The 21,748-nt window shown below is 66.5% G+C and carries 18 protein-coding genes; 6 read left to right on the top strand and 12 right to left on the bottom strand.

The genetic code is table 11. The features are described from left to right. Nucleotides 1–59 precede the first annotated feature (59 nt). Nucleotides 60–2,348, bottom strand: coding sequence for a hypothetical protein (locus V7E00_RS08080; protein ID WP_333572108.1), 2,289 nt, complete (start codon nucleotides 2,346–2,348; stop codon nucleotides 60–62). A gap of 83 nt (nucleotides 2,349–2,431) precedes the next feature. Between V7E00_RS08080 and V7E00_RS08075 the strand changes: the two genes are divergently transcribed. Further along, on the top strand, nucleotides 2,432–2,725 hold the full coding sequence (locus tag V7E00_RS08075) for an Hpt domain-containing protein (RefSeq protein ID WP_093292741.1): 294 nt from the start codon (nucleotides 2,432–2,434) through the stop codon (nucleotides 2,723–2,725). A gap of 463 nt (nucleotides 2,726–3,188) precedes the next feature. Here the strand turns inward: V7E00_RS08075 and V7E00_RS08070 are convergent, their stop codons facing one another. The 8 genes from V7E00_RS08070 to V7E00_RS08035 form a co-directional block, all read right to left on the bottom strand. Next, nucleotides 3,189–3,887 carry an immunity protein Imm33 domain-containing protein gene (locus V7E00_RS08070; RefSeq protein ID WP_333572107.1) on the bottom strand — a complete coding sequence of 233 codons (699 nt, stop codon included), beginning with the start codon at nucleotides 3,885–3,887 and terminating at the stop codon, nucleotides 3,189–3,191. Further along, nucleotides 3,884–5,062, bottom strand: coding sequence for a vWA domain-containing protein (locus tag V7E00_RS08065; protein ID WP_333572106.1), 1,179 nt, complete (start codon nucleotides 5,060–5,062; stop codon nucleotides 3,884–3,886). Before V7E00_RS08065 ends, V7E00_RS08070 begins: the two co-directional genes overlap by 4 nt. 74 nt (nucleotides 5,063–5,136) lie before the next feature. After that, a complete protein-coding gene (locus V7E00_RS08060; protein WP_333572105.1) occupies nucleotides 5,137–5,979 on the bottom strand; it encodes an AAA family ATPase in 843 nt (280 codons plus the stop codon). 53 nt (nucleotides 5,980–6,032) lie between these two features. After that, nucleotides 6,033–6,698 (bottom strand): DUF6975 family protein, encoded by a 666-nt coding sequence (locus tag V7E00_RS08055; protein ID WP_333572104.1) that lies wholly within the window; start codon nucleotides 6,696–6,698, stop codon nucleotides 6,033–6,035. 203 nt (nucleotides 6,699–6,901) lie between these two features. Beyond that, the gene (gene rpoD / locus V7E00_RS08050; RefSeq protein WP_333572103.1) at nucleotides 6,902–8,929 is read right to left on the bottom strand and encodes an RNA polymerase sigma factor RpoD; all 2,028 of its coding nucleotides are present in this window, start codon (nucleotides 8,927–8,929) and stop codon (nucleotides 6,902–6,904) included. A 42-nt stretch (nucleotides 8,930–8,971) separates the two neighbouring features. Further along, nucleotides 8,972–10,867, bottom strand: coding sequence for a DNA primase (gene dnaG / locus V7E00_RS08045; RefSeq protein ID WP_333572102.1), 1,896 nt, complete (start codon nucleotides 10,865–10,867; stop codon nucleotides 8,972–8,974). A 172-nt stretch (nucleotides 10,868–11,039) separates the two neighbouring features. After that, nucleotides 11,040–11,456: an endonuclease domain-containing protein gene (locus V7E00_RS08040; RefSeq protein ID WP_333572101.1), complete on the bottom strand. Its 417-nt coding sequence runs from the start codon at nucleotides 11,454–11,456 to the stop codon at nucleotides 11,040–11,042. A gap of 49 nt (nucleotides 11,457–11,505) precedes the next feature. Further along, a complete protein-coding gene (locus V7E00_RS08035; RefSeq protein WP_333572100.1) occupies nucleotides 11,506–11,958 on the bottom strand; it encodes a GatB/YqeY domain-containing protein in 453 nt (150 codons plus the stop codon). Between the two features lie 141 nt (nucleotides 11,959–12,099). On the opposite strand from V7E00_RS08035, the gene carA reads away from it, so the two are divergent. From carA to V7E00_RS08010, 5 genes are all read left to right on the top strand, one after another. Further along, the gene (carA, locus tag V7E00_RS08030; protein ID WP_333572099.1) at nucleotides 12,100–13,263 is read left to right on the top strand and encodes a glutamine-hydrolyzing carbamoyl-phosphate synthase small subunit; all 1,164 of its coding nucleotides are present in this window, start codon (nucleotides 12,100–12,102) and stop codon (nucleotides 13,261–13,263) included. Continuing rightward, nucleotides 13,260–13,622 carry a ribonuclease E inhibitor RraB gene (locus tag V7E00_RS08025; RefSeq protein ID WP_333572098.1) on the top strand — a complete coding sequence of 121 codons (363 nt, stop codon included), beginning with the start codon at nucleotides 13,260–13,262 and terminating at the stop codon, nucleotides 13,620–13,622. The genes carA and V7E00_RS08025 overlap by 4 nt, the downstream gene beginning before the upstream one ends. After that, complete coding sequence (gene carB, locus V7E00_RS08020) at nucleotides 13,622–16,951, top strand: carbamoyl-phosphate synthase large subunit (RefSeq protein ID WP_333572097.1); 3,330 nt, start codon at nucleotides 13,622–13,624, stop codon at nucleotides 16,949–16,951. The genes V7E00_RS08025 and carB overlap by 1 nt, the downstream gene beginning before the upstream one ends. A gap of 343 nt (nucleotides 16,952–17,294) precedes the next feature. After that, complete coding sequence (gene greA / locus V7E00_RS08015) at nucleotides 17,295–17,771, top strand: transcription elongation factor GreA (RefSeq protein ID WP_121079359.1); 477 nt, start codon at nucleotides 17,295–17,297, stop codon at nucleotides 17,769–17,771. Nucleotides 17,772–17,779: 8 nt separating this feature from the next. After that, nucleotides 17,780–18,406 (top strand): rhomboid family intramembrane serine protease, encoded by a 627-nt coding sequence (locus V7E00_RS08010; RefSeq protein WP_333572096.1) that lies wholly within the window; start codon nucleotides 17,780–17,782, stop codon nucleotides 18,404–18,406. A gap of 36 nt (nucleotides 18,407–18,442) precedes the next feature. Here the strand turns inward: V7E00_RS08010 and V7E00_RS08005 are convergent, their stop codons facing one another. From V7E00_RS08005 to V7E00_RS07995, 3 genes are read right to left on the bottom strand one after another with little or no spacing between them, the layout of a single operon-like run. Then, a complete protein-coding gene (locus tag V7E00_RS08005; protein WP_333572095.1) occupies nucleotides 18,443–20,263 on the bottom strand; it encodes a DUF885 domain-containing protein in 1,821 nt (606 codons plus the stop codon). 20 nt (nucleotides 20,264–20,283) lie between these two features. Continuing rightward, entirely contained in the window at nucleotides 20,284–20,742 is a 459-nt protein-coding gene (locus V7E00_RS08000) for an NfeD family protein (RefSeq protein WP_333572094.1), read from the bottom strand. Between the two features lie 8 nt (nucleotides 20,743–20,750). Next, on the bottom strand, nucleotides 20,751–21,734 hold the full coding sequence (locus tag V7E00_RS07995; RefSeq protein ID WP_333572093.1) for an SPFH domain-containing protein: 984 nt from the start codon (nucleotides 21,732–21,734) through the stop codon (nucleotides 20,751–20,753). Nucleotides 21,735–21,748: the final 14 nt, after the last annotated feature.

The raw sequence follows: 21,748 nt of genomic DNA, 5'->3' as shown, positions 1-21,748 counted from the left end.
GCTCAACCGTCATTCCCCGCGGCGTCAGCCCCCTAACGCTTCGTTGCGCAGCCGCGCGCTCAGTTCCGCAGACGTTCGATGGCCTGGGCGAGCGCCACATAGAGCTTGCCCGCGTCCGACGAGAGCAACGTCACCGCCAGCGGGTTGCCTTCGCGCAGCCCCAGCACCTGGCGCAACATCGTTTCGAAATCATGGACATAGCGATGCACGTTGTCGCGGAAGCTGTCGTCATGATCGTAGAGGCGGTGGATCTCGCGGGCCTCGTGCGGGGCAAGCAGCCGTACCGCGCGACGGGTGAACACGCCGCGATCGCCCTTGAGATAGGCGGCCCAGGCGCCGTCGGTCACTTCGGCCGAGAAGGTCTTGGCGATGTCGATCGAGGTCGAGTGGAGCGCGTCGATCAGCAGCGCCATGCGGTGGGCGAAGCCGTCGCTTTCGGCACGCTCCTGCGCGTCCCGCGCCTCGGCGATGCGCGCCTCGGCGAGGCGGTTTGCGTCCTCCAGCACGGTCATTTGCGCGCGGAGATGCTCGGCGGCGCGCGCTGCGGCACCGATCGCGGCATCGGCCGCCTTGGTAAGCGTGTCGACCTGCTGGCGTACCGAGATTTCCACAGCGCGCTCGATCGCGGTGTCCGTGGCGTCCTGCAGCACGCGGTTCACTGCCGGCACGATGCCGTCGACTGCCTCGCGCGCGTGATCGGCGGCCTTGTTGGCGCTGTCCCGGACGCGGAGCAGCGTTTCGATCAACTCGGGAGCGGCGTCGCTGGTGAAGCTGTTGGCATGGGCGATCGCGCCGTCCACCGCACGGCTGAGCGTCTCCGCATGATCCGCGGCGGTCGCCAGCGTTTCGACCAGCGCGACGCGGCTGCGCTCTAGTGCGGCCTGCTGCCGGGTGACCGAGGCGGCAATTCCTTCCACCGCGTCGTGGGTCGATTCGGCGGCGGTGACGAGGCCGAGCAGCTCCGGCTTGGAGGCAGCGATGCGCTTGCGGGTGATGTCGATCCGTTCGTCGAGCCGGCCCAGTGCGGCGGGCATGGTCTCGTCGATCTCGCGCGCGGCGGCGTCGAGTGCGGTGAGCAGGTCCTCCGCCGTCGCAATCACCCCGCGCGCCGTGGATTCGCCGGTCCGCATCGAATCGGTCATGCCGTCCATTGACTGGTGGAGGCTGTGGATGGCCGTCGCCAGCGCCTCGGTGCGGCGGGTGCCGGCGGCGTGGAGTACCTCCAGCTCGCGGTCGAACTCGGTTGCGCCTTCGGAAAGGCGGGCGAACAGCGCGTCACTGCGCCGCTGTTCCTCGCTCAGCCGTGCCGAGATGCGGATGATCGCGTCCTCGATCAGCGCCATGCGCTGGGCCATCGCGGCGCTGCTGTCCTCGCTGGCGCGTTCGAGCGCGGCCTGGTTGGTGCTCAGCATCGCAAGGATCGCCTCGCCCTGTGCGGCGATGCCCTGGCGGGACTGGTCGACGGCGGCGGCGGCGCGATCAAGCACCGCATCGACCTGGGCCGACATCTGGTCGGTCACCTGTTCCAGCCGGCTGCTCGCCGCTTCACTAGTCGCTTCCATGCGCGAGATGTGCGCCGCCAGCCGCTCGGCCGCGCCCCCGGCCAGGCGATCTGCCTCGCGGCCGCGTTCGGCAAGGACGGTCAGCTGGATGTCGAGCGCGGCGGCGGTCTGCCCCGCCTGCAGACCGGCGGCGTCGACGCGATCGGCGAGGCCGCGCATCTCCTCATGCGCCCTGGGGAGGGACGCCAGGATGACCGCCACGCTGTGCTCGGCGGCGCTTGTCATGGCGCTCAGCTGCTGGGTGCTGGCGGCGATCGTCTCGGCCTGCCGCGCGGCGCTGGCGGCGGCATGGGCGAGGCGCTCGCTGGCGGCATCGCTGAGGACCGACAAGCCGGTTTCCTGCTCGGCGATCGCGCGGCGCTGCGCGACCAGGCGATCGGTGAGGGCGGCGGTGCGCGTCTCCAGCGCCTCGGCTTCCGCCCGCATCGCTCGCGCGGTGTCGGCGAAGCGACGGGCTTCGCTGGCGCTGGTGCGCACGACGATCAGGTACAGCAGCGCGACCAGCGCGCCCGGCACGCACAGCGAGGCGAGCAGCTGAACGCGCTGGAAATCGCTGATCGGCTCGTGCCAGGCGGGCATTGCGAGCGACGCCATGCCATAGGTGGCGCCAACCCCGGCAGCGATCGCGACCAGCGGCGCGACCCAGCCGAACTGCGACGGCGCATGGCCGTCCAGCGCCGCTTCGGGTGCGGGATCGTCGATCACGAGGCTCTCGGCCAGCACCGGCGGTTCGGTGGGCAGGATGTCGGATGGTACGGCGGATTCAGCAGTGGAGCCCCCAGTCATCCGGCCACTGTACCAGCTTTGCCGCGCGGACCAAGACCGGGTTGGCAACGAACGGTTAACGATCATGCCCCTAGGGTGCGGCCATGGCCTATGATCCCGGTGCAATCGATACGAGCCTCGCCGCCGCCGTGGGCGACGACCCCGCGCTGATCGCCGAGCTGCGCGACGCGTTCCTCGAAAGCGTCAACCGTTCGGTCGACATGATGAAGACCTCCAAGGGGGCCGAGCAATGGGCGGGCGCCGCGCTGCGGCTGCAGAGCCTGGCCGGCAGCTTCGGCGCGACCAGCCTGATGGGGCTGGCGGAAGAGGCCGTGCGCCGCAGCGCCCAGGACGGCGCGCTGCTGCGGCGGATCGACAAGGCGGTGGAGAAGCTTTGAACCGCTGAGGGTTCAGGCGGTTTATTCAGACAGATCGTCGAGTGGCCGAGGTTGGTGGGAAGCGGACATGGCATCACCCGATATGCTACATCGCGCAGCATGTTCACCGTACGCTACAAAGCAGCCGTTTCTCGGAATCACGTCCATCTGACAAACCTTACGACGGGAGAGACGGTTACAAGAACAAGCAGCTCCCCCTTCTCGTCTGACGGCCGCCTGATCGCTGACCCAGAGCGCGCCGCCGCCTTCATCGGCGAATCGATCCGGGAGCTAGAAGGGCGAAGGCGCTGGCTTCGCTTCCTGCCTACTGTCGACGTGACGTTGGCTGACGGACCGAGGACACCAGAAGATCGAGAGGAGGCGCGACGGATTTTCGTCGAGCACGGGTTTGTCCGGGTGCGAGTTAATTGAAGGGGTGATGTCTGCCAATGGGCGGTAGCGGTCGGAGTCTGACCAACGCGCCTCAATCCGCAGCCGCCGACTCCGGCTCGAACACATCCTTCTCCCAGTTCCGCACATAGGCGGAGCCGGTGGGGGCGTCGATCAGGTGGACCCAGCTGTCGTCGATGTTGAGCACACGGCCCAGCGACACGCACTCGATCGCGCGCGCCCCGATCACCTCGTCTTCAAGCCCGCGATAATCGCCGCGGATGCGCCAGCCGCTGTCGGGCTCATCGCCGACGCCGGGGGGCAGCGGCAGCTCGCGGTAGAGATAATGGACCGCCGCGCCTTGCTCGAGCACGCAGCTGTCGACCAGGCAGCGCGCGTCATACTGCCGCCGGGCGGGTGCCGAGGGCGGGCGTACCGGTCGGTTTTCGCCCCAGCGCAGATCGATCACGTCGCCGCGACGAAAGGCGATCTCGCTACCGGGGCGAAGCTGCGGCATGTCGAGCGGCACATTGTCCAGCCGGCCCCACAGCTTCTCGCCCTCGGCGCGGGTGATCTCCACCCACATCCGCTCCGCGGCATAGTCGCGCGAGGGCGGCGTCGACTGGAAGATCAGCTTGGCAAGGTCGCCGGCACGCAGCGCCAGCACCTCGTTCTCGCTGGGCAGGAAGAAGGTATAGGGCGCGGCCTCGGCCATCGGCCGGGGGTCGGCGATCGTGTAGCTGCCGAACAGGCGCCGGCGCCAACGGTAGAGCATGTCGCGGATCGTACTCATCGCTTTCTACTCAACTCGCGCATCGCTGCATCGATCCCTGCAATCGTCAGGGGATACATGCGGTCGCGCATCAGATCGCGGATCATCGTCACCGAGTGGGAGTAGCCCCATTGCGCCTCGGGCAGGACGTTGAGCCAGATGGTGGCGGGGTAGGTATCGATTACCCGTTGGAGCCAGACCGCGCCCGGCTCCTCGTTCATGTGCTCGACGGAGCCGCCGACATGGGTGATCTCATATGGGCTCATCGACGCATCGCCGACGAAGATCACTTTGTAGTCCTGGCCGAATTTGTGGACGATGTCGGCGGTGCGGGTGCGCTCGGTGAAGCGGCGGCGATTATCCTTCCACACCCCTTCGTACAGGCAGTTGTGGAAGTAGAAGAATTCCAGGTTCTTGAACTCGCTGGTGGCGGCCGAGAACAGCTCCTCGCAGAGCTTGACGAACGGGTCCATCGACCCCCCGACGTCTAGGAAGAGCAGCAGCTTCACCGCATTGTGCCGCTCCGGCCGCATCTTCACGTCGAGCCAGCCCTGCCGCGCAGTGCCGGCAATCGTGCCGTCGATGTCCAGCTCTTCCGCCGCGCCTTCGCGGGCGAAGCGGCGCAGGCGGCGGAGCGCGACCTTGATGTTGCGGGTGCCAAGCTCGCGGGTGGAGTCGAGGTTGCGATAGTCTCGCGCCTCCCACACCTTCACCGCGCGCTGATGCTTGCCTTCGCCGCCGATCCGCACGCCTTCGGGATTATAGCCGCCATTGCCGAAGGGAGAGGTGCCGCCGGTGCCGATCCACTTGTTGCCACCCTGGTGGCGCTCGTGCTGCTCGTTCAGCCGCTGCTGGAGCGTCTCCATCAGCTTTTCCCACGAGCCGAGTGCCTCGATGGCAGCCTTCTCCTCGTCGGTCAGGTACTTGTCGGCGACGGCGCGGAGCCATTCCTCGGGGATCTCGGCCGGCGCGACGCCATAGTTGCTCGTGATGCCTCGGAAGACCTTGGCGAAGACCTGGTCGAACCGGTCGAGCAGGCCCTCGTCCTTCACATAGGTGGCGCGGGCGAGGAAGTAGAAGGCCTCGGGCGTCGGCTCGATCACTTGCGCGTCCAGCGCCTCGAGCAGCAGCAGATGTTCCTTGAGGCTGGCAGGAATGCCGGCGGCGCGCAGTTCGTCCAGAAAGGCAAGGAACATGGCGCTAGACTACGCCTGCGGGAGGAAGAGCGTCCACTACGTTGACCGCCGGAGGCTGCCCGTCCGCCGCATCGCTATTTCTGCCGCCGTGCCATGAAGGCGAGCCGCTCGAACAGCATCACATCCTGCTCGTTCTTGAGCAGCGCGCCGTGGAGCGGAGGGATCGCCTTGCTGGGATCGCGCGACTGGAGCACCTCCAGCGGCATTTCCTCGTGGAGCAGCAGCTTGAGCCAGTCGAGCAGCTCGCTGGTCGAGGGCTTCTTCTTGAGGCCGGGCACTTCGCGGATCTCGTAGAACAGGTCCATCGCGCGGCTGACCAGCAGCTTCTGGATGCCGGGGAAGTGGACGTTGATGATCGCCTGCATTGTCTCGCGATCGGGGAACTTGATGTAGTGGAAGAAGCAGCGGCGCAGGAACGCGTCCGGCAGTTCCTTCTCGTTGTTCGAGGTGATGACGACGATCGGGCGCTCTGCCGCGCGAACATTCTCGCCGGTCTCGTAGACATGGAATTCCATCCGATCGAGTTCCTGCAGCAGATCGTTCGGGAACTCGATATCGGCCTTGTCGATCTCGTCGATCAGCAGCACGGGCAGGGTGGGGCTGGTGAACGCCTCCCACAATTTGCCCTTGCGGATATAGTTGCCGATCTCGTGCACACGGGGATCGCCGAGCTGGCCGTCGCGCAGCCGCGCCACCGCGTCATATTCGTAGAGGCCCTGCTGCGCCTTGGTCGTGGACTTGACGTTCCACTCGATCAGCGGCGCCCCCACGGCCCTGGCGATTTCGGTTGCCAACACCGTCTTGCCGGTGCCGGGCTCGCCCTTCACCAGCAGCGGGCGCCGCAGCGTGACGGCGGCATTGACCGCGACCTTCAGGTCGGCGGTCGCGACATAGCTCTGGGTGCCTTCGAAGCGCATGGCAGGAAGGTGGGCCGAAAGGTGGCCCGATGCAACCCACCTCGGGGGACAGGTCAGCCGTGGCTGCGGGCGCTCGCACGGGCTTCGAGCAGGTCCCACAGCCCACGATGCTGGGCGAAAACCTGTTGCGCGCCGAACAGCATGGCGCGTTCGTGCGCGGCCTCGCGGGCCAGTGCGTCGACCACGCTGACCGTTTCTTCCGGGATCGGCAGGCGTGCGGGCGCGGGCTCCACGCCGAAGCTGGCGGCTGCACGATCCAGAACGGCACGGATCGCGGTCCAATCGATCGCCAGCGCGATCGCCGCGCCCGTCGCACAGCCCGCGCGATCGGACTGAGCCAGCATGTCGAGCGCGTGGCGCTGGGCTGCCGCGGCAGCCTCGCTCTCGGCATGGCCCGGGGTGCTGGGCAGGGGCCCTGCCGCGGCTACCAGACGGACCAGATAGGCGCGCTCTTCCACAAAAGCTTCGGCAGCGGCTTCAAGCCACTCGCATTCTACCGGGCGCTGTGCGTGGCCTGCGGCATAATCGATCAGGCCCGGGTGGCGGCCGTGGAGCCGCGCGACGTGATGCACGGCATCGGCAAGGTCCCGGCGGGGCGGGACGGCGGCACCAAGGGCGCGCAGATGCAGATGCCGGGCGCTGCCGTCGGATCCCGCCAGTGCCCCCATCGGGCCCCAGGCGCCCGACAAATGCTCGATCGGTGCGGTATCCAAGAGCATGACCTTCCTCATCTGGACAGCGCCGTCCGCCATCGGCCGGCCAGAAGGGGATCGCATAGCGAACATACCGAAGCGCGTAGAAAGATGGTTACGCCGAAATTAATCTTGAAAGACAGAATTTCCGTTCCCCGCCGCGCATTGTCCCAAATGAAAACGGCCCCGGCGGATGCCGGAGCCGTTTATCTGTCCCGCTCGGGAAGCGCTTACTGGTCGAGGAAGCTGCGCATCTTGCGGCTGCGGCTCGGGTGCTTCAGCTTGCGGAGCGCCTTGGCCTCGATCTGGCGGATACGCTCGCGCGTCACCGAGAATTGCTGCCCGACTTCTTCCAGCGTGTGATCGGTGTTCATGCCGATGCCGAAGCGCATGCGCAGCACACGCTCCTCGCGCGGGGTGAGGCTCGCCAGGACGCGGGTGACCGTTTCCTTCAGGTTCGCCTGGATCGCCGCGTCGACGGGAATGATCGCGTTCTTGTCCTCGATGAAGTCGCCCAGATGGCTGTCTTCCTCGTCGCCGATCGGCGTTTCGAGGGAGATCGGCTCCTTGGCGATCTTCATCACCTTGCGCACCTTCTCGAGCGGCATGCTCAGGCGCTCGGCCATTTCCTCGGGCGTGGGCTCGCGGCCCTGCTCGTGCAGGAACTGGCGGCTGGTGCGGACCAGCTTGTTGATCGTCTCGATCATGTGCACCGGAATACGGATGGTGCGCGCCTGATCGGCGATCGAGCGGGTGATCGCCTGGCGGATCCACCAGGTCGCATAAGTGCTGAACTTGTAGCCGCGGCGATATTCGAACTTATCCACCGCCTTCATCAGGCCGATATTGCCCTCCTGGATGAGATCCAGGAACTGCAGGCCGCGATTGGTGTACTTCTTGGCGATCGAGATCACGAGGCGGAGATTGGCCTCGACCATCTCCTTCTTCGCGATACGCGCCTCGCGCTCGCCCTTCTGCACCATGTTGACGATGCGGCGGAACTCGGTGAGCGTCATGCCCGTCTGCTGGGCAATCTCGCTCATCTCGGTGCGGATGCGATCGACCGCGCTGCTCTCGTTCTCGACGAACGCCTTCCACTTCTTGTCGACGCCGACCACGGTCGGCAGCCAGTTCTCGTCCAGCTCGTGATCGACATAGCGGTCGAGGAAGTCCTTGCGGCTGACCTTGTGGCGCTCGGCGAGGCGCAGCATCTGGCCGCCCAGTGCGGTGAGGCGCCGGTTGAAGCTGTAGAGCTGGTCGACGAGATACTCGATCTTCGCCTGGTGGAACTGGACGCTCTCCACCTCGGCGGTCAGCTCCTCGCGAAGCTTGTTGTACTTCTTTTCCTCGGCGGCCGGGAACTCGCCGCCGGCCGACATGGTGTCGAGCCGCTGCTGCTGAACCTTGCCGAACTTCTTGTAGATCGCGGTGATGTTGGCGAACTTCTCGAGGGCCTGCGGCTTCAGCTGCTCTTCCATCTGGGCGAGCGAGAGGGTGTTGTCCTCCTCCTCGTCGTCCGACGGACGGCGCGCACGGCGTTCGGTCATCTCATCGTCTTCGTCCGATGCGACTTCCTCGGGCTCTTCCTCTTCCTTGAAGGTCGGGCCGGTGCTCGATTCGCTGATCTCGCCATTGTCGTCCTCGGCGCCCTCGACCTGCTCGGCCGACGGACCCTTGGAGAGCATGGCATCGAGATCGAGGATCTCGCGCAGCTGCATCGTGCCTTCGTTGAGCGCGGTCGACCAGCCGATGATCGCGTTGAACGTGATCGGCGACTCGCAGAGCCCCAGGATCATCGTGTCGCGGCCGGCCTCGATGCGCTTGGCGATGGCGATTTCGCCCTCGCGGCTGAGCAGCTCCACGGCGCCCATCTCGCGCAGGTACATGCGCACCGGATCGTCGGTGCGATCGACGGTTTCCTTCTTCTTCGCGATCTCGAAGGCAGGGGCGGAATCGTCGCTGCTGTCCGCAGTCTCGGCGTCGTCGGCCGAATCATCCTCGGCCTCGGCGTCCTCGCCCGCGTCCTCATTCTCGACGACGTTGATGCCCATGTCGTTGAGCGCGGCCATCACGTCCTCGATCTGCTCCGAGGACATCTGGTCCTGCGGCAGCATCTCGTTGAGCTGGTCGACGGTGATGTAGCCGCGCTTTTTCGCACGCGCGACCAGCTTCTTGATCGAACCTTCGTTCAGATCGATCAGCGGCGCGTCACTCGTGTCGGTCGTGTCCGTGACGTCTGCCATGTTCGCCTTCGCCATCAAATCCCTCGAAACTCAGATGGCGGCAATTTTACACCGCCTCTATTCCTCAAAAACGCCGTCTTCCGCAAGCATCAGATTGGCAAGCCGATCCTGAAGCTCCTGCCGCTGCCGTGAAAGCGCCACCTGGCGGGCGAACGCTTCCTCGGTGCCGTCGCGCATCAGGGCAGCGGTCGCCTCGGCGAGCGCCACATCGACGGCGGGCTGTGCCGCCATCACCGCGATCGCCTCGCCCAGATCCTCGCGCGCCTTCGTCACGTCGGCCGCGGGCCGCGTGAAGGAGAAGGGGAGCGTGTCTGCGCGGAGCAACTCGCTTGCCACTGAATCGAAACCGGACCGGGCTAATATGGTGAGGAAATCCTCGCTATCAAGTTGACGAAGGCCGGGATTGGTGAGGGCGACCTCGACAACGGCTTCGAATAGCCTGCCCAAAGCCCCCGAAGCACTACGCAGACTCCCCAGGATCTCCATGTGCCGGGCGATTTCGACCGGGTGGCGGATCAGTCCGGCAAGCACCGCACGTGCCAATATGGGATCGAGCCCGCTCGCCTGCACGCCGCGGATCAGGTGCGAGGGCGGCGCTTCGGGCGGCTGCCACACGCCGCGGGCATTGCGGCTGCCGCGCTGCTGCGACCGGGCAGGGGCGGGGCCACGCTGGTCCTTGCGAAAGTCGCGCGGGCCACGGCCAAATTGCTGGTCAGCGCGGGAGCGAAATTCTGCTAGATATTCGTGCTTTACGTTTGAGTCCTGAATCTGTTCGGCAAGTTCACTCAGGCGGCGCTTGAGGCCGGCGCGCTGCTCTGGCGTGTCGAGCGGACCCGCGGCGACTTCGCTTGCCCAAAGGCGATCAACCAGCGGCTCGGGCCTGGCGAGGAGCGCTTCGAACGCGGCCGGGCCCTGCGACCGGACGAGGTCGTCCGGGTCGAGGCCCTGGGGCAGGGTGACGAAGGCGAGGCTGCGGCCAGGTGCGAGCATCGGCAGCGCGCGGTGGGCCGCGCGCAGGGCAGCCTTCTGCCCGGCGCTGTCGCCGTCGAAGCAGAGCAGGGGGACTTCGGACAATCGCCACAACCGCTCGAGTTGATGCTCGGTGAGCGCGGTGCCGAGCGGGGCAACCACCTCGCCGAACCCCGCCTGGGCGAGCGCGATCACGTCCATATAGCCTTCAACCGCGATCACCCGGTCCGCCTTGCGCGCGGCGGCCTGGGCGCGATCGAGATTGTAGAGCGTGCGGCCCTTGTCGAAGAGCGGTGTCTCGGGGGAGTTGAGATATTTGGGCTCGCCCTCGCCGATGATACGGCCGCCGAACGCGATCGTCCGGCCACGCACGTCGCGGATCGGGATCATCAGCCGGCCGCGGAAGCGGTCATAGGGCTCCTTGCCCTCGACGGCGATCAGCATGCCGGATTCGACCAGCATCGGATCGCCGTACGCCTTCAGCGATTCCTTGAGCTTGCCGCGCGAGTCGGGAGCGAAGCCGAGGCCGAAGGTCCGCGCGATTTCGGGCGTGATGCCGCGGCGCTGGAGCACGGCGCGGGCCTCGGCGCCTTCGATGCCGTTCAGCCGCTCGGTGAACCAGGTGGCGGCGTCGCCCATCAGCTCGTGCAGGCCCTTGGCGCGCTCGGCCTTTTCGGCGGCGCGGCGGTCCTGCTCGGGCATGTCGAGCCCGGCGGCCTGCGCCAGTTCCTTCACCGCATCGATGAAGGGCAGGCCACGCTGGTCGGTCATCCAGCGGATCGCATCGCCATGCGCGCCGCAGCCGAAGCAATGGTAGAAGCCCTTGTCGTCGTTGACGTAGAAGCTGGGGGTCTTCTCGTTGTGGAACGGACAGCAGGCGCGGAACTCCTTGCCCGCCCGCTGCAGCTTCACCGACTTGGCGATGAGGGTGGACAGCGTGGTGCGGGCGCGGAGCTCGTCGAGAAAGGCGGGGGTGAGGGACACTGCTGCGTGATGCGCCTTTATGGGTGAGTCGGGAAGGTGAGGGCGGCAGTTCGGCGATGGATCACCCACCCCCTTCAGCCGCTGCGCGGCTCCCTCCCCCTCCCTTGGAAGGGAGGGGGAATGATAGGGCGTGGCGCTCCCTTCCTTTGCAAGGAAGTGAGAACGGTCGGCGCTAGCGCTCCCCCTCCCTTCCAAGGGAGGGGGCCGGGGGGTGGGTGACGCCTCGGTTCCACTGCCGGATCGGGAGACCGCGTGCGCGATCCGCGATCGTCTGGAGGACGCCGTCCAGGTTGGTCGCAACCTCGTGGTTGGTGAAGCGGAGGACGGTATAGCCTAGCTGCGCCAGCCCGATATCGCGGTTGCGATCTGCGTCCGCATCATGGGTGTCGCCGTCGATCTCGACCACCAACCCGATGCTCGGGCAGCAGAAATCGACGATCGCCGGTTCGATCACATGCTGGAAGCGGAACTTTAGCCCTTCGAGCTGCGACGCGCGAAGGTGGTGCCAGAGCTTCTGCTCCATCGGCGTGGGGTTGTGGCGGAGCTCTTTCGCGCGTGCCTGCATCCAGAGCTTGCTGTGTGTGAACATGCACCCACCCCCAACCCCTCCCTTGGAAGGGAGAGGGAGCTTCCTTGTCTCAGCTCAGCGCCGCCTTCACCAGCGCGCTGGCCTTGCTCATGTCGAGCTGCGCCGCGTGGCGGGCCTTCAGCTCGGCCATCACCCGGCCCATGTCCTTCATGCCGGCCGCGCCCAGCTCGGTCTTGATCGCCTCGATCGCGGCCGTCGTTTCCGCCTCGCTCATCTGCGTCGGCAGGAAACGCTCGATCACGACGACCTCCGCTGCTTCTGCGTCGGCGAGTTCCTGGCGGTTCCCCTTCTGGTACATCTCGATCGATTCGCGGCGCTGCTTCACCATCTTCTGCAGCACCTCGACGACCAGCACGTCGTCGTCCTCGGGGGCCTTGCCGGTGCGCGCTTCGATGTCGCGGTTCTTGATCGCGCTCTGGATCAGGCGGATCGTGGCGGTCGACGCCTTGTCGCCGCCCTTCATGGCAGTAACCAGCGCAGCCTTGATGTCGTCGCGAATCATCGTTTCTCTCGATCTTTTTACGGTAAGCCGGGAACCATAGCCGACGCCCGAAAAACTTAACAGATTGACGCTGCGGCCATGGGGGTCTAGCGGGCGGCCCTTAGCAACATCGCAAACCCAAAGCAGGAGTGCCCGCCCCAAATGGCCGACGCCAAACCCTTGTCCATGCCCGTTGGAGCCACGGGCGTTCTGGTTCTGGCGAGCGGCGAGATATTGTGGGGTAGGGGATTCGGTGCCGAAGGCGATGCCGTCGGCGAGGTGTGCTTCCACACCGCGATGACCGGCTATCAGGAGATCATGACCGATCCGAGCTTCGCCGGTCAGATCATCAATTTCACTTTCCCGCACATCGGCAATGTCGGCGCCAACCCCGACGACATCGAGGCCGACGATCCCCATGCGCTGGGCATGATCGTCCGCCAGGACGTGACCGATCCGTCGAACTTCCGCAGCACCGAGCATCTCGATGCCTGGATGGCGAAGCACAATCGCATCGGCCTGTCCGGCATCGACACCCGCGCGCTCACTCGCCGGATCCGTGTCGGCGGCGCCCCCAATGGCGTGATCGCGCACTCGAAGGAGGGCAAGTTCGACCTCGACGCGCTGCTGGAGAAGGCGCGCGCCTGGCCCGGGCTGGAGGGCATGGACCTCGCCGTCACCGTCTCGTGCGAGACGCATTTCGGCTGGGAAGGCGGCGTGTGGAAGCTCGGCGCCGGCTATGACACCAGCCGCGGTGAGAGCAAGCGCCCGCAGGTCGTCGCGATCGACTATGGTTCGAAGCGCAACATCTTTCGCAACCTGGTCCAGGCCGGCGCGGACGTGACCGTGCTGCCCGCCACCGCCACCTTCGAGCAGGTGATGTCGTTCAACCCGGACGGCTTCTTCCTCTCCAACGGCCCGGGCGACCCCGCGGCGACCGGCGAATATGCCGTGCCGGTGATCCGCCAGCTGCTCGAGACCGGTAAGCCGCTGTTCGGCATCTGCCTCGGGCACCAGCTGCTCGGCCTCGCGGTGGGTGCGCGGACCACCAAGATGTTCCAGGGCCATCGCGGCGCCAACCATCCGGTCAAGCGGCTGGAAGACGGCGCGGTGGAGATCACCTCCATGAACCACGGCTTTGCCGTCGAGCGCGAGAGCCTGCCGGCCAATGCGCGCGAGACGCATGTGTCGCTGTTCGACGGCTCCAATGCCGGCATCGAACTCACCGACCGCCCGGCGTTCAGCGTGCAATACCACCCCGAGGCTAGCCCGGGCCCGCAGGACAGCTTCTATCTGTTCGAGCGGTTCGTGGGGATGATGGCGTGAACCTGCCGCCGTTCGATCCCGCCCGCTTCGAGGAAGAATGGGCACAGGATCAGGACGTGCTGCAGAATCTCGCCGCCAACGGTGACAACCCGGCGATCGTTCGTCCCGTCGACGTGAGCTTTCGCGGCTCGGGCAAGGCGCTTGCCGCGCTCGAAGAGGCTGCGGAAGAGCTGGGGTTCACCGTATTGGGTGACGAGCAAAGCGAAGATGGGGGCCTTTGGCTCTTCCTTGAACGAGAACAACGCACCGACGAAGCTTCAATACGCGCTCTAACCGAGCTCTGCCTGCGGATAGAGGCGTATTTCGGCCTGGAATATGATGGCTGGGGCTGCGTCGCAGAAACTGGAATGAAACACTGATGCCCAAGCGCACCGACATCTCCTCCATCCTCGTCATCGGCGCGGGGCCGATCGTCATCGGTCAGGCATGCGAGTTCGATTATTCGGGCACGCAGGCGATCAAGGCGCTCAAGGAAGAGGGCTATCGCATCGTCCTGGTCAATTCGAACCCGGCGACGATCATGACCGATCCCGAGCTGGCCGACGCGACCTATATCGAGCCGATCACGCCCGCGGTCGTCGCCAAGATCATCGAGAAGGAGCGGCCCGACGCCGTCCTGCCGACGATGGGCGGCCAGACCGCGCTCAACACCGCGCTGGCGCTGTTCCGCGACGGCACGCTGGAGAAGTTCGGCGTGACGATGATCGGCGCCGATGCCGATGCGATCGACAAGGCCGAGGACCGGCTGAAGTTCAAGGACGCGATGACCAAGATCGGGCTCGAAAGCGCCCGCTCGGCGATCGCGCATACCGAGGCCGAGGCGCTGACCGCGCTCGACTATGTCGGGCTGCCGGCGATCATCCGCCCCAGCTTCACCATGGGCGGCTCGGGCGGCGGCATCGCCTATAATCGCGAGGAATTCATCGCGATCGTGCGCTCGGGCCTCGACCTGTCGCCGACCACCGAGGTGCTGATCGAAGAGTCGCTGCTCGGCTGGAAGGAGTATGAGATGGAGGTCGTCCGGGATCGGAACGACAATGCCATCATCGTCTGCTCGATCGAGAATATCGATCCGATGGGCACGCACACCGGCGATTCGATCACCGTCGCGCCGGCGCTGACGCTGACCGACAAGGAATACCAGATCATGCGCAACGCATCGATCGCGTGTCTCCGGGAGATCGGCGTCGAGACCGGCGGTTCCAACGTGCAGTTCGCGGTCAATCCGAAGGACGGCCGCCTGATCGTGATCGAGATGAACCCGCGCGTCAGCCGTTCCTCGGCGCTCGCCTCCAAGGCGACGGGCTTCCCGATCGCCAAGGTCGCGGCCAAGCTGGCGGTGGGCTACACGCTTGACGAGATCGACAACGACATCACCGGCGCGACGCCGGCGAGCTTCGAGCCGACGATCGATTACGTCGTCACCAAGATCCCGCGCTTCGCCTTCGAGAAGTTCAAGGGCGCCGAGGCGGTGCTGGGCACGGCGATGAAGTCGGTCGGCGAAGTGATGGCGATCGGCCGCTCGATCCACGAATCGATCCAGAAGGCGCTGCGCGGGCTGGAGACCGGCCTCAGCGGCTTCAACGATGTCGACCGGCTGGTCGGCGCGCCGCGCGACGTGATCGAGGCGGCGCTGACCGTGCGCTCGCCGGACCGGCTGCTGATCGCCGCCCAGGCGATGCGCGAGGGCTTCAGCGTCAAGGACGTCCAGCGCTTCACCAGCTACGACCCCTGGTTCCTCGAGCGGATCGCCGAGATCCTCGACGCCGAGAAGGACGTCGCCACCAACGGCCTGCCGCAGGACGCGGCCGGCATGCGCCGCCTGAAGGCGATGGGCTTCAGCGACAAGCGGCTTGCCTATCTCGCGCTCAAGTCGGTCAATCTCCGCGCGGGCAGCGAAGTCATGGCGCGCAGCTCGGGCCTGATCGGCGAAGTGGCCAATGCCATCTCCGGCGGCGTCACCGAGGCCGAGGTGCGCAAGCTGCGCCACCGGCTGGGCGTGCGCCCCGTGTTCAAGCGGATCGACACCTGCGCGGCCGAGTTCGAGGCGAAGACGCCCTACATGTACTCGACCTATGAGGCGCCGAGCTTCGGCGAGCCCGAGAACGAGGCTGAGCCGAGCGACCGCCGCAAGATCGTGATCCTCGGCGGCGGCCCGAACCGGATCGGGCAGGGCATCGAGTTCGACTATTGCTGCTGCCACGCCTGCTTCGCGCTGGCGGACGCGGGCTATGAGACGATCATGGTCAACTGCAATCCGGAGACGGTGAGCACCGACTATGACACCTCGGACCGGCTCTATTTCGAGCCGCTGACCGCCGAGGACGTGCTCGAGATCCTCGAGGTCGAGAAGTCGAAGGGCGAGCTGGTCGGCGTGATCGTCCAGTTCGGCGGCCAGACCCCGCTCAACCTCGCCAAGGCGCTGGAAGATGCGGGCATCCCGATCCTCGGCACCAGCCCCGACGCGATCGACCTGGCCGAGGACCGCGAGCGCTTCGCCGATCTCGTCGCCAAGCTGGGCCTCAAGCAGCCCGCCAACGGCATCGCCCGCAGCCGCGACGAGGCGGTGCGCGTGGCCGAGCGGATCGGCTATCCGGTGCTGATGCGGCCGAGCTATGTGCTGGGCGGCCGGGCGATGGAGATCGTCGACAGCCTCCAGCAGCTCGACGACTATATCCAGACCGCGGTGCAGGTCTCGGGCGACTCGCCGGTGCTGATCGACCAGTATCTGCGTGACGCCATCGAAGTGGACGTGGACGCGATCGCCGACGGCACCGATGTGGTCGTGGCCGGCGTGCTCCAGCATATCGAGGAGGCCGGCGTCCATTCGGGCGACAGCGCCTGCTCGATCCCGCCCTACAGCCTGCCCGCCGAGATCATCGCGGAGATCGAGCGTCAGACCGTCGCCCTGGCGCGCGCGCTCAAGGTGAAGGGGCTGATGAACATCCAGTTCGCGGTCAAGGACGGCGAGGTCTACCTCATCGAGGTGAACCCGCGCGCCAGCCGCACGGTGCCGTTCGTCGCCAAGGCGATCGGTGCGCCGATCGCCAAGATCGCCAGTCGCGTGATGGCGGGCGAGAAGCTGGCCAACCTGCCCAAGATCGATCGCGACATCGACTATATCGCGGTGAAGGAAGCGGTGTTCCCCTGGGCGCGCTTCCCCGGCGTCGATCCGGTGCTCTCGCCCGAGATGAAGTCGACCGGCGAAGTGATGGGGATCGACAAGGACTTCGCGACCGCCTTCGCCAAGTCGCAGCTCGGTGCGGGGACGGTGCTGCCGGACGGCGGCACGGTGTTCGTCAGCGTCAAGCAGGGCGACAAGGCCGTGGTGCTGCCGGGGGTGAAGATCCTGGCCGAGCTCGGCTTCAAGATCATCGCGACCAGCGGCACCGCCGAGTTCCTGGCGGCCGAAGGGATTGCGGTGGAGACGGTGAACAAGGTGGCCCAGGGCCGCCCGCACATCGTCGACCGCATCCAGGACGGCGACGTTGCGCTGATCTTCAACACCACCGAAGGCTGGCAGTCGCTCAAGGACTCGATGAGCATCCGCGCCTCGGCGCTGGCGCAGAAGGTGCCGTATTTCACCACGGCACCGGGCAGCGTGGCGGCGGCGCGGGCGATTGCGGCGATGCGAGCCCAGGCGTTCGAAGTGCAGCCGATCCAGGCGTATTTCGCCTCGCGGGGGTGAGGGACGAACCTTAGCCCCTCCTCCTCGGAGGAGGGGTTGGGGGTGGAGGGATTCCAGAACGTTGGTTGGTCTCTGTGAGACTCAGCCCCACCCCAACCCAGCGTCAGGCCGGTCCGCCTCCCAGGCGGACCTGAACCGCGCGGGGCGCGGTTCACCTGACGCTCCTAAAGGGGAGGGGCTTAGTTGGCTAAATCTTGCGTTTTCCTCCCCCCGCCTTGATGTTTTTCGTCTCGCGTCTTAATATTCGCGTTCGCACAATGGATTTCCCCAACCGATGTAAGTGTGCGGACGTCGTTTTCGGGCGACGGTCGGTACCGGGGGCGTATTGAAGGACAAGGGCGTTATGGCGACCGTCGAGAAGATGCCGATGCTGGCGGAAGGCTATCAGAAGCTCAGCGAGGAGCTGAAGCGGCTGAAGGCCGAGCGGCCGTTGATCGTGGACGCGATCGAGGAAGCCCGCGCACATGGCGACCTCTCCGAAAACGCCGAATATCACGCCGCCAAGGAGCGGCAGGGCCAGGTCGAGGCGACGATCGCCGACATCGAGGACAAGCTGAGCCGCGCCCAGATCATCGATCCCAAGGAGCTTTCGGGCGACAAGGTGGTGTTCGGCGCGACGGTGACGCTGCTCGACGAGGACGACAAGCCCGTCACCTACCAGATCGTCGGCCAGACTGAAGCCGATGCCAGCAAGGGCCGAATCTCGTACAACTCGCCGATCGGCCGTGCGCTGATCGGCCGCAAGGTCGACGAAGAGGTCGAGGTGTCGGTGCCGGCGGGCGACCGCTATTATCTGGTCTCGAAGGTCGAATTCATCTGAGGACTGGCATGCGGAAGCTTAGCGCCACGACGGTGATCGTCGCCGTCACCGTGGTGGTGAGCCTGATCGCCAATTTTGCGCCTAATGCGGTGCAGATCCAATATGGCGCGGGGTTCATCCCGGCGCGGCTTTCCGGCGGGCTGATCCTGTCCGGGCTGGTGGTGCCGGCGTGGCTGACGCCGCTCAGTTCCGCGCTGATCCATGGCGGCCTCGCCCATCTCGGCATGAACATGCTGATGCTCGGCTTTACCGGCCGCGAGACGGAGCGGGCGATCGGCGCCAAGGGGCTGGTGACGCTCTACCTGATCGGCGGCTATGCGGCCTGCGCTGCGCAATGGCTTGCCGGCCCGATGTCGACCGCGCCGATGATCGGTGCCAGCGGCGCGAGCTCGGCGGTGGTCGGCGCCTATTCGCTGCTCTACGGCCGCCAGCGCGCCAAGGCGATCGGTCCGATCCCGGCGCAGCTGGTCCACATCGCCTGGCTCGCCGCAGCCTGGGTTGGCGTGAACCTGCTGATGGGTTTTGCCTTCCTGCAGGGCGGCGTGACCGTCGCGATCTGGGCGCATATCGGGGGCTTTCTCATCGGTCTCGCGCTCGCCCGGCCGATGCTGCTCTGGCGCTGGCGCCACGCCTGAGGACCCCGCCCGCGATCGGGCGGGGCCTCCTTCATCTCACGCCTTCCGCTGCGCGATGTGCCGGTCGATCACATGGCCGAGCACCGTCATCGGCACGTTGCCGCCCAGCAGCAGCGCATCGTTGAACGCGCGGAAGTCGAACCTCTCGCCGAGCGCAGTCTTCGCTTGGGTGCGCAGCCGGTTGATCGCGGTGTGGCCTACCTTGTAGCCGCAGGCCTGGCCTGGCCAGGAACAATAGCGGTCGACTTCGCCCTGCACCTCATCCTCGGACGAGCCGTTCGCCTCGACGAACCAGCGGATCGCCTGCTCGCGCGTCCAGCGCTTGGCGTGGAGCCCGCTGTCGACCACCAGCCGGCAGGCGCGGAAGCCGAGCGACTGGAGATAGCCGAGCTTCGCCGCCGGGTTCTCGGCATAGACACCCAGCTCGTCGCCCAGCTGCTCGGCATAGAGCGCCCAGCCTTCCGAATAGGCGTTGAACTGCAACAGCGAGCGGATCAGCGGCATCTTGAAGGTATATTCGCCCTGCCAGGCATGGCCGGGGATCGCCTCGTGATAGGCGAGGTCGGGCAGGCTGAAGCGCGTCCAGATGCCGGTCGAGCGCAGGTTGACCCAGAGCCGGCCGGGCACCTTGCCGTCGATCGTGCCCGGGCCGCCATAGGCGCCTGCCGCACCTTCTTCCTCTACGATGGGGATGCGCTTCACCTCGACATTGCCCGGCACCAGCGTGTGGAAGGCCTGGGGCATGCGGCCGCGCATGTCATCGATGCTCTTCTGGAGGATCTGGATGATCTCGGCGCGGCCGGCATCGGTCTCCGGAAAGGCGAAGCGCTTGTCGGTGGCGAGGCCCCGCATCCGCGCGCCGACGCTGCCTTGCGTGTAGCCGAGCGACTTGAGGATCGTGTCCATCTCGGCCTGCAGCTCGGCCAGCTGCGCCTTGCCCATCGCATGGACTTCGTCGGGCGACATGGTGGTGGTGGTGCCCGCGCTCAGTGCCCAGGCATAATAGGCCTCGCCATCCTTGAACTTCCACACGCCGGCGTCTGCGGTGGCGCGCGCCCGCTGCTTCTCAAGTTCGGCGATCTGGCGGCTGAGTGCGGGTGCGATCTGCTCGCCGGCGATCTTCGTGGCGCGCGCCGCATAGCCGCCCGGCATCATCGCCGTGCGCTTGGCGAGCGAAGTCACCACGTCCCATGTGGCCGGATCACCGCTGCGGGCGAGGCGGATCTGTTTGAGGCACTTGTCGAGCAGGAAGTCGGGCGCGATCACGCCCACGCTCGCGGCCTGCTGCAGCCGCTCGGTTTCGCCGTCCAGTGCGCCGGCATAGGCCTGGAGCCGCTCGACATAGGCATCCGCATCGTCGCGGGTGGCGATCTGGTGATCGCTGTCGAGCATCTTCGGCACGTCGATATAGGCGCCGACATTCTGGATCACGACGTACGGCGTGTTGCGCCAGCTCCCCACTGCGACGTCGCCGTACGGGAAGGCCATGCCCTTCAGACCATTGGCATAGGCGGTCTGGATCACGTCGAGATGGACGCGCATCTCGGGGCTGACCGCGTTCACGTCGATCCGCTCGATCTCGGCGAGCGTCGCCTTGAGGTGCGCCGCCATCTTGGCGACCCCGGCGGGGGTGCGGTCGCCGAGCCGGTGCTTGAGCGCCGCGCGCGCGCCCTTGTCGATGCCGAGCCCCGTCGCGCCCTCGGGGTTGAGCACCAGCAGCGCCTCCGCGGTGCGGTCGATCAGCGCCTGCGCCTGGGCCTCGGCGGGACCGGCGGCGGCAAGCGCGGGGCGCGTCACCGCGCCGGTAGCCAGGAGAGCGCTGGATCCGAGCAGCACGTCACGACGGGTGGTACGCATCTATTCGACCTCGATGATTTTCAGTTCTGGGGAAGGGTGGGAAGCGGCTCGACGCGGAGCGTAGCGCCGTTGGCGCCGGTGATCCGCACGCGGGCACCGGCGGGCGCATCGGGGCCGCGCGCCGGCCATTCGCCGTCGCCGACGCGGACCCGGCCGCCATGGTCGCTCACCGGCTCGACGACGGTGACGATCTCGCCGACCAGTCGCGCGACGCGATCGTTGAGCAGGGGATCGCTGCTCGCCACGGGGAAATCCTGATACCAGCGCCGGCCGATCAGCACCGCGACGGCCGACCAGCCGGCAAAGCCCAACAGCTGCGCCGCGAGCGGCAGGTCCGGGAACAACAGCGCCAGCGCACCCATGATCGCCGCAGCAATGGCGAGGAACACCAGGAATACGCCCGGCACCACCAGTTCGGCGATCCCGAGCGCAACCGCGGTGATCAGCCAGAGCAGGGGCGGGTGTTGCAGCCATTCCAACGGCGCGATCAACCCTGCTGGTCGAACGGACTCGGGCGGCGGGCCGGAGGCGCTGGCGGGGCAGGGGGCTTGGGCGCGCCGCCGGACAGCGCATCTCGGGCCAGCTCGCCGATGCCGCCTAGCGTGCCGATCAGCTGCGTGGCCTCGACCGGGAACAGGATGGTCTTGGCGTTGGGCGAGGTTGCGAACTTGCCGACTGCCTCCACATATTTCTGCGCGATGAAATAGTTGAGCGACTGCGCACTGCCGGACTCGATCGCGTCGGACACCAGCCGGGTCGCCTCCGCCTCGGCCTGGGCGGCGCGCTCGCGGGCTTCGGCGTCGCGGAAGGCGGATTCGCGGCGGCCCTCGGCCTCCAGGATCCGCGCCTGCTTCTGGCCCTCGGCGCGCAGGATTTCCGACTGGCGGCTGCCTTCGGCCTCGAGGATGTTGGCGCGCTTCTCGCGCTCGGCCTTCATCTGACGGCCCATCGCGTTGACGATATCGGCCGGCGGCCGGATGTCCTTGATCTCCACGCGGGTGATCTTCACGCCCCAGGGGGTCGTGGCATGGTCGACCACCGAGAGCAGCCGCGCGTTGATCTCGTCACGCTTGGAAAGCGTCTCGTCCAGGTCCATCGAGCCCATGACGGTGCGCAGGTTGGTCGTCGTCAGCTGGAGCAGCGCGACGTACAGGTCCGACACTTCATAGGCGGCCTTGGCGGCATCCAGCACCTGGAAGAACACCACTCCGTCGGTGGAGATCATCGCATTGTCCTTGGTGATGATCTCCTGGCCCGGAATATCGATCACCTGCTCCATCATGTTCACCTTGCGGCCGACACGGTAGAAGAAGGCGGGGTAGAAGTTGAAGCCCGGCGCCGCGACCGTGGTGAAGCGGCCGAAATGCTCGATCGTGTACTGATAGCCCTGGGTCACGATCTTCACGCTGGCCAGCAGGTAGAACAGCACCAGCACCACCAGCCCGGCCAGAAACACGAAAAGCACGTCCATTTGCCCCGACTCCC

The sequence above is a fragment of the Sphingomonas sp. genome (genome assembly GCF_036731925.1).
Classification (GTDB): Bacteria; Pseudomonadota; Alphaproteobacteria; order Sphingomonadales; family Sphingomonadaceae; genus Sphingomonas.
Note: the sequence above shows the minus strand (reverse complement) of the source record. Positions and strands in the feature narration are given on the sequence as shown.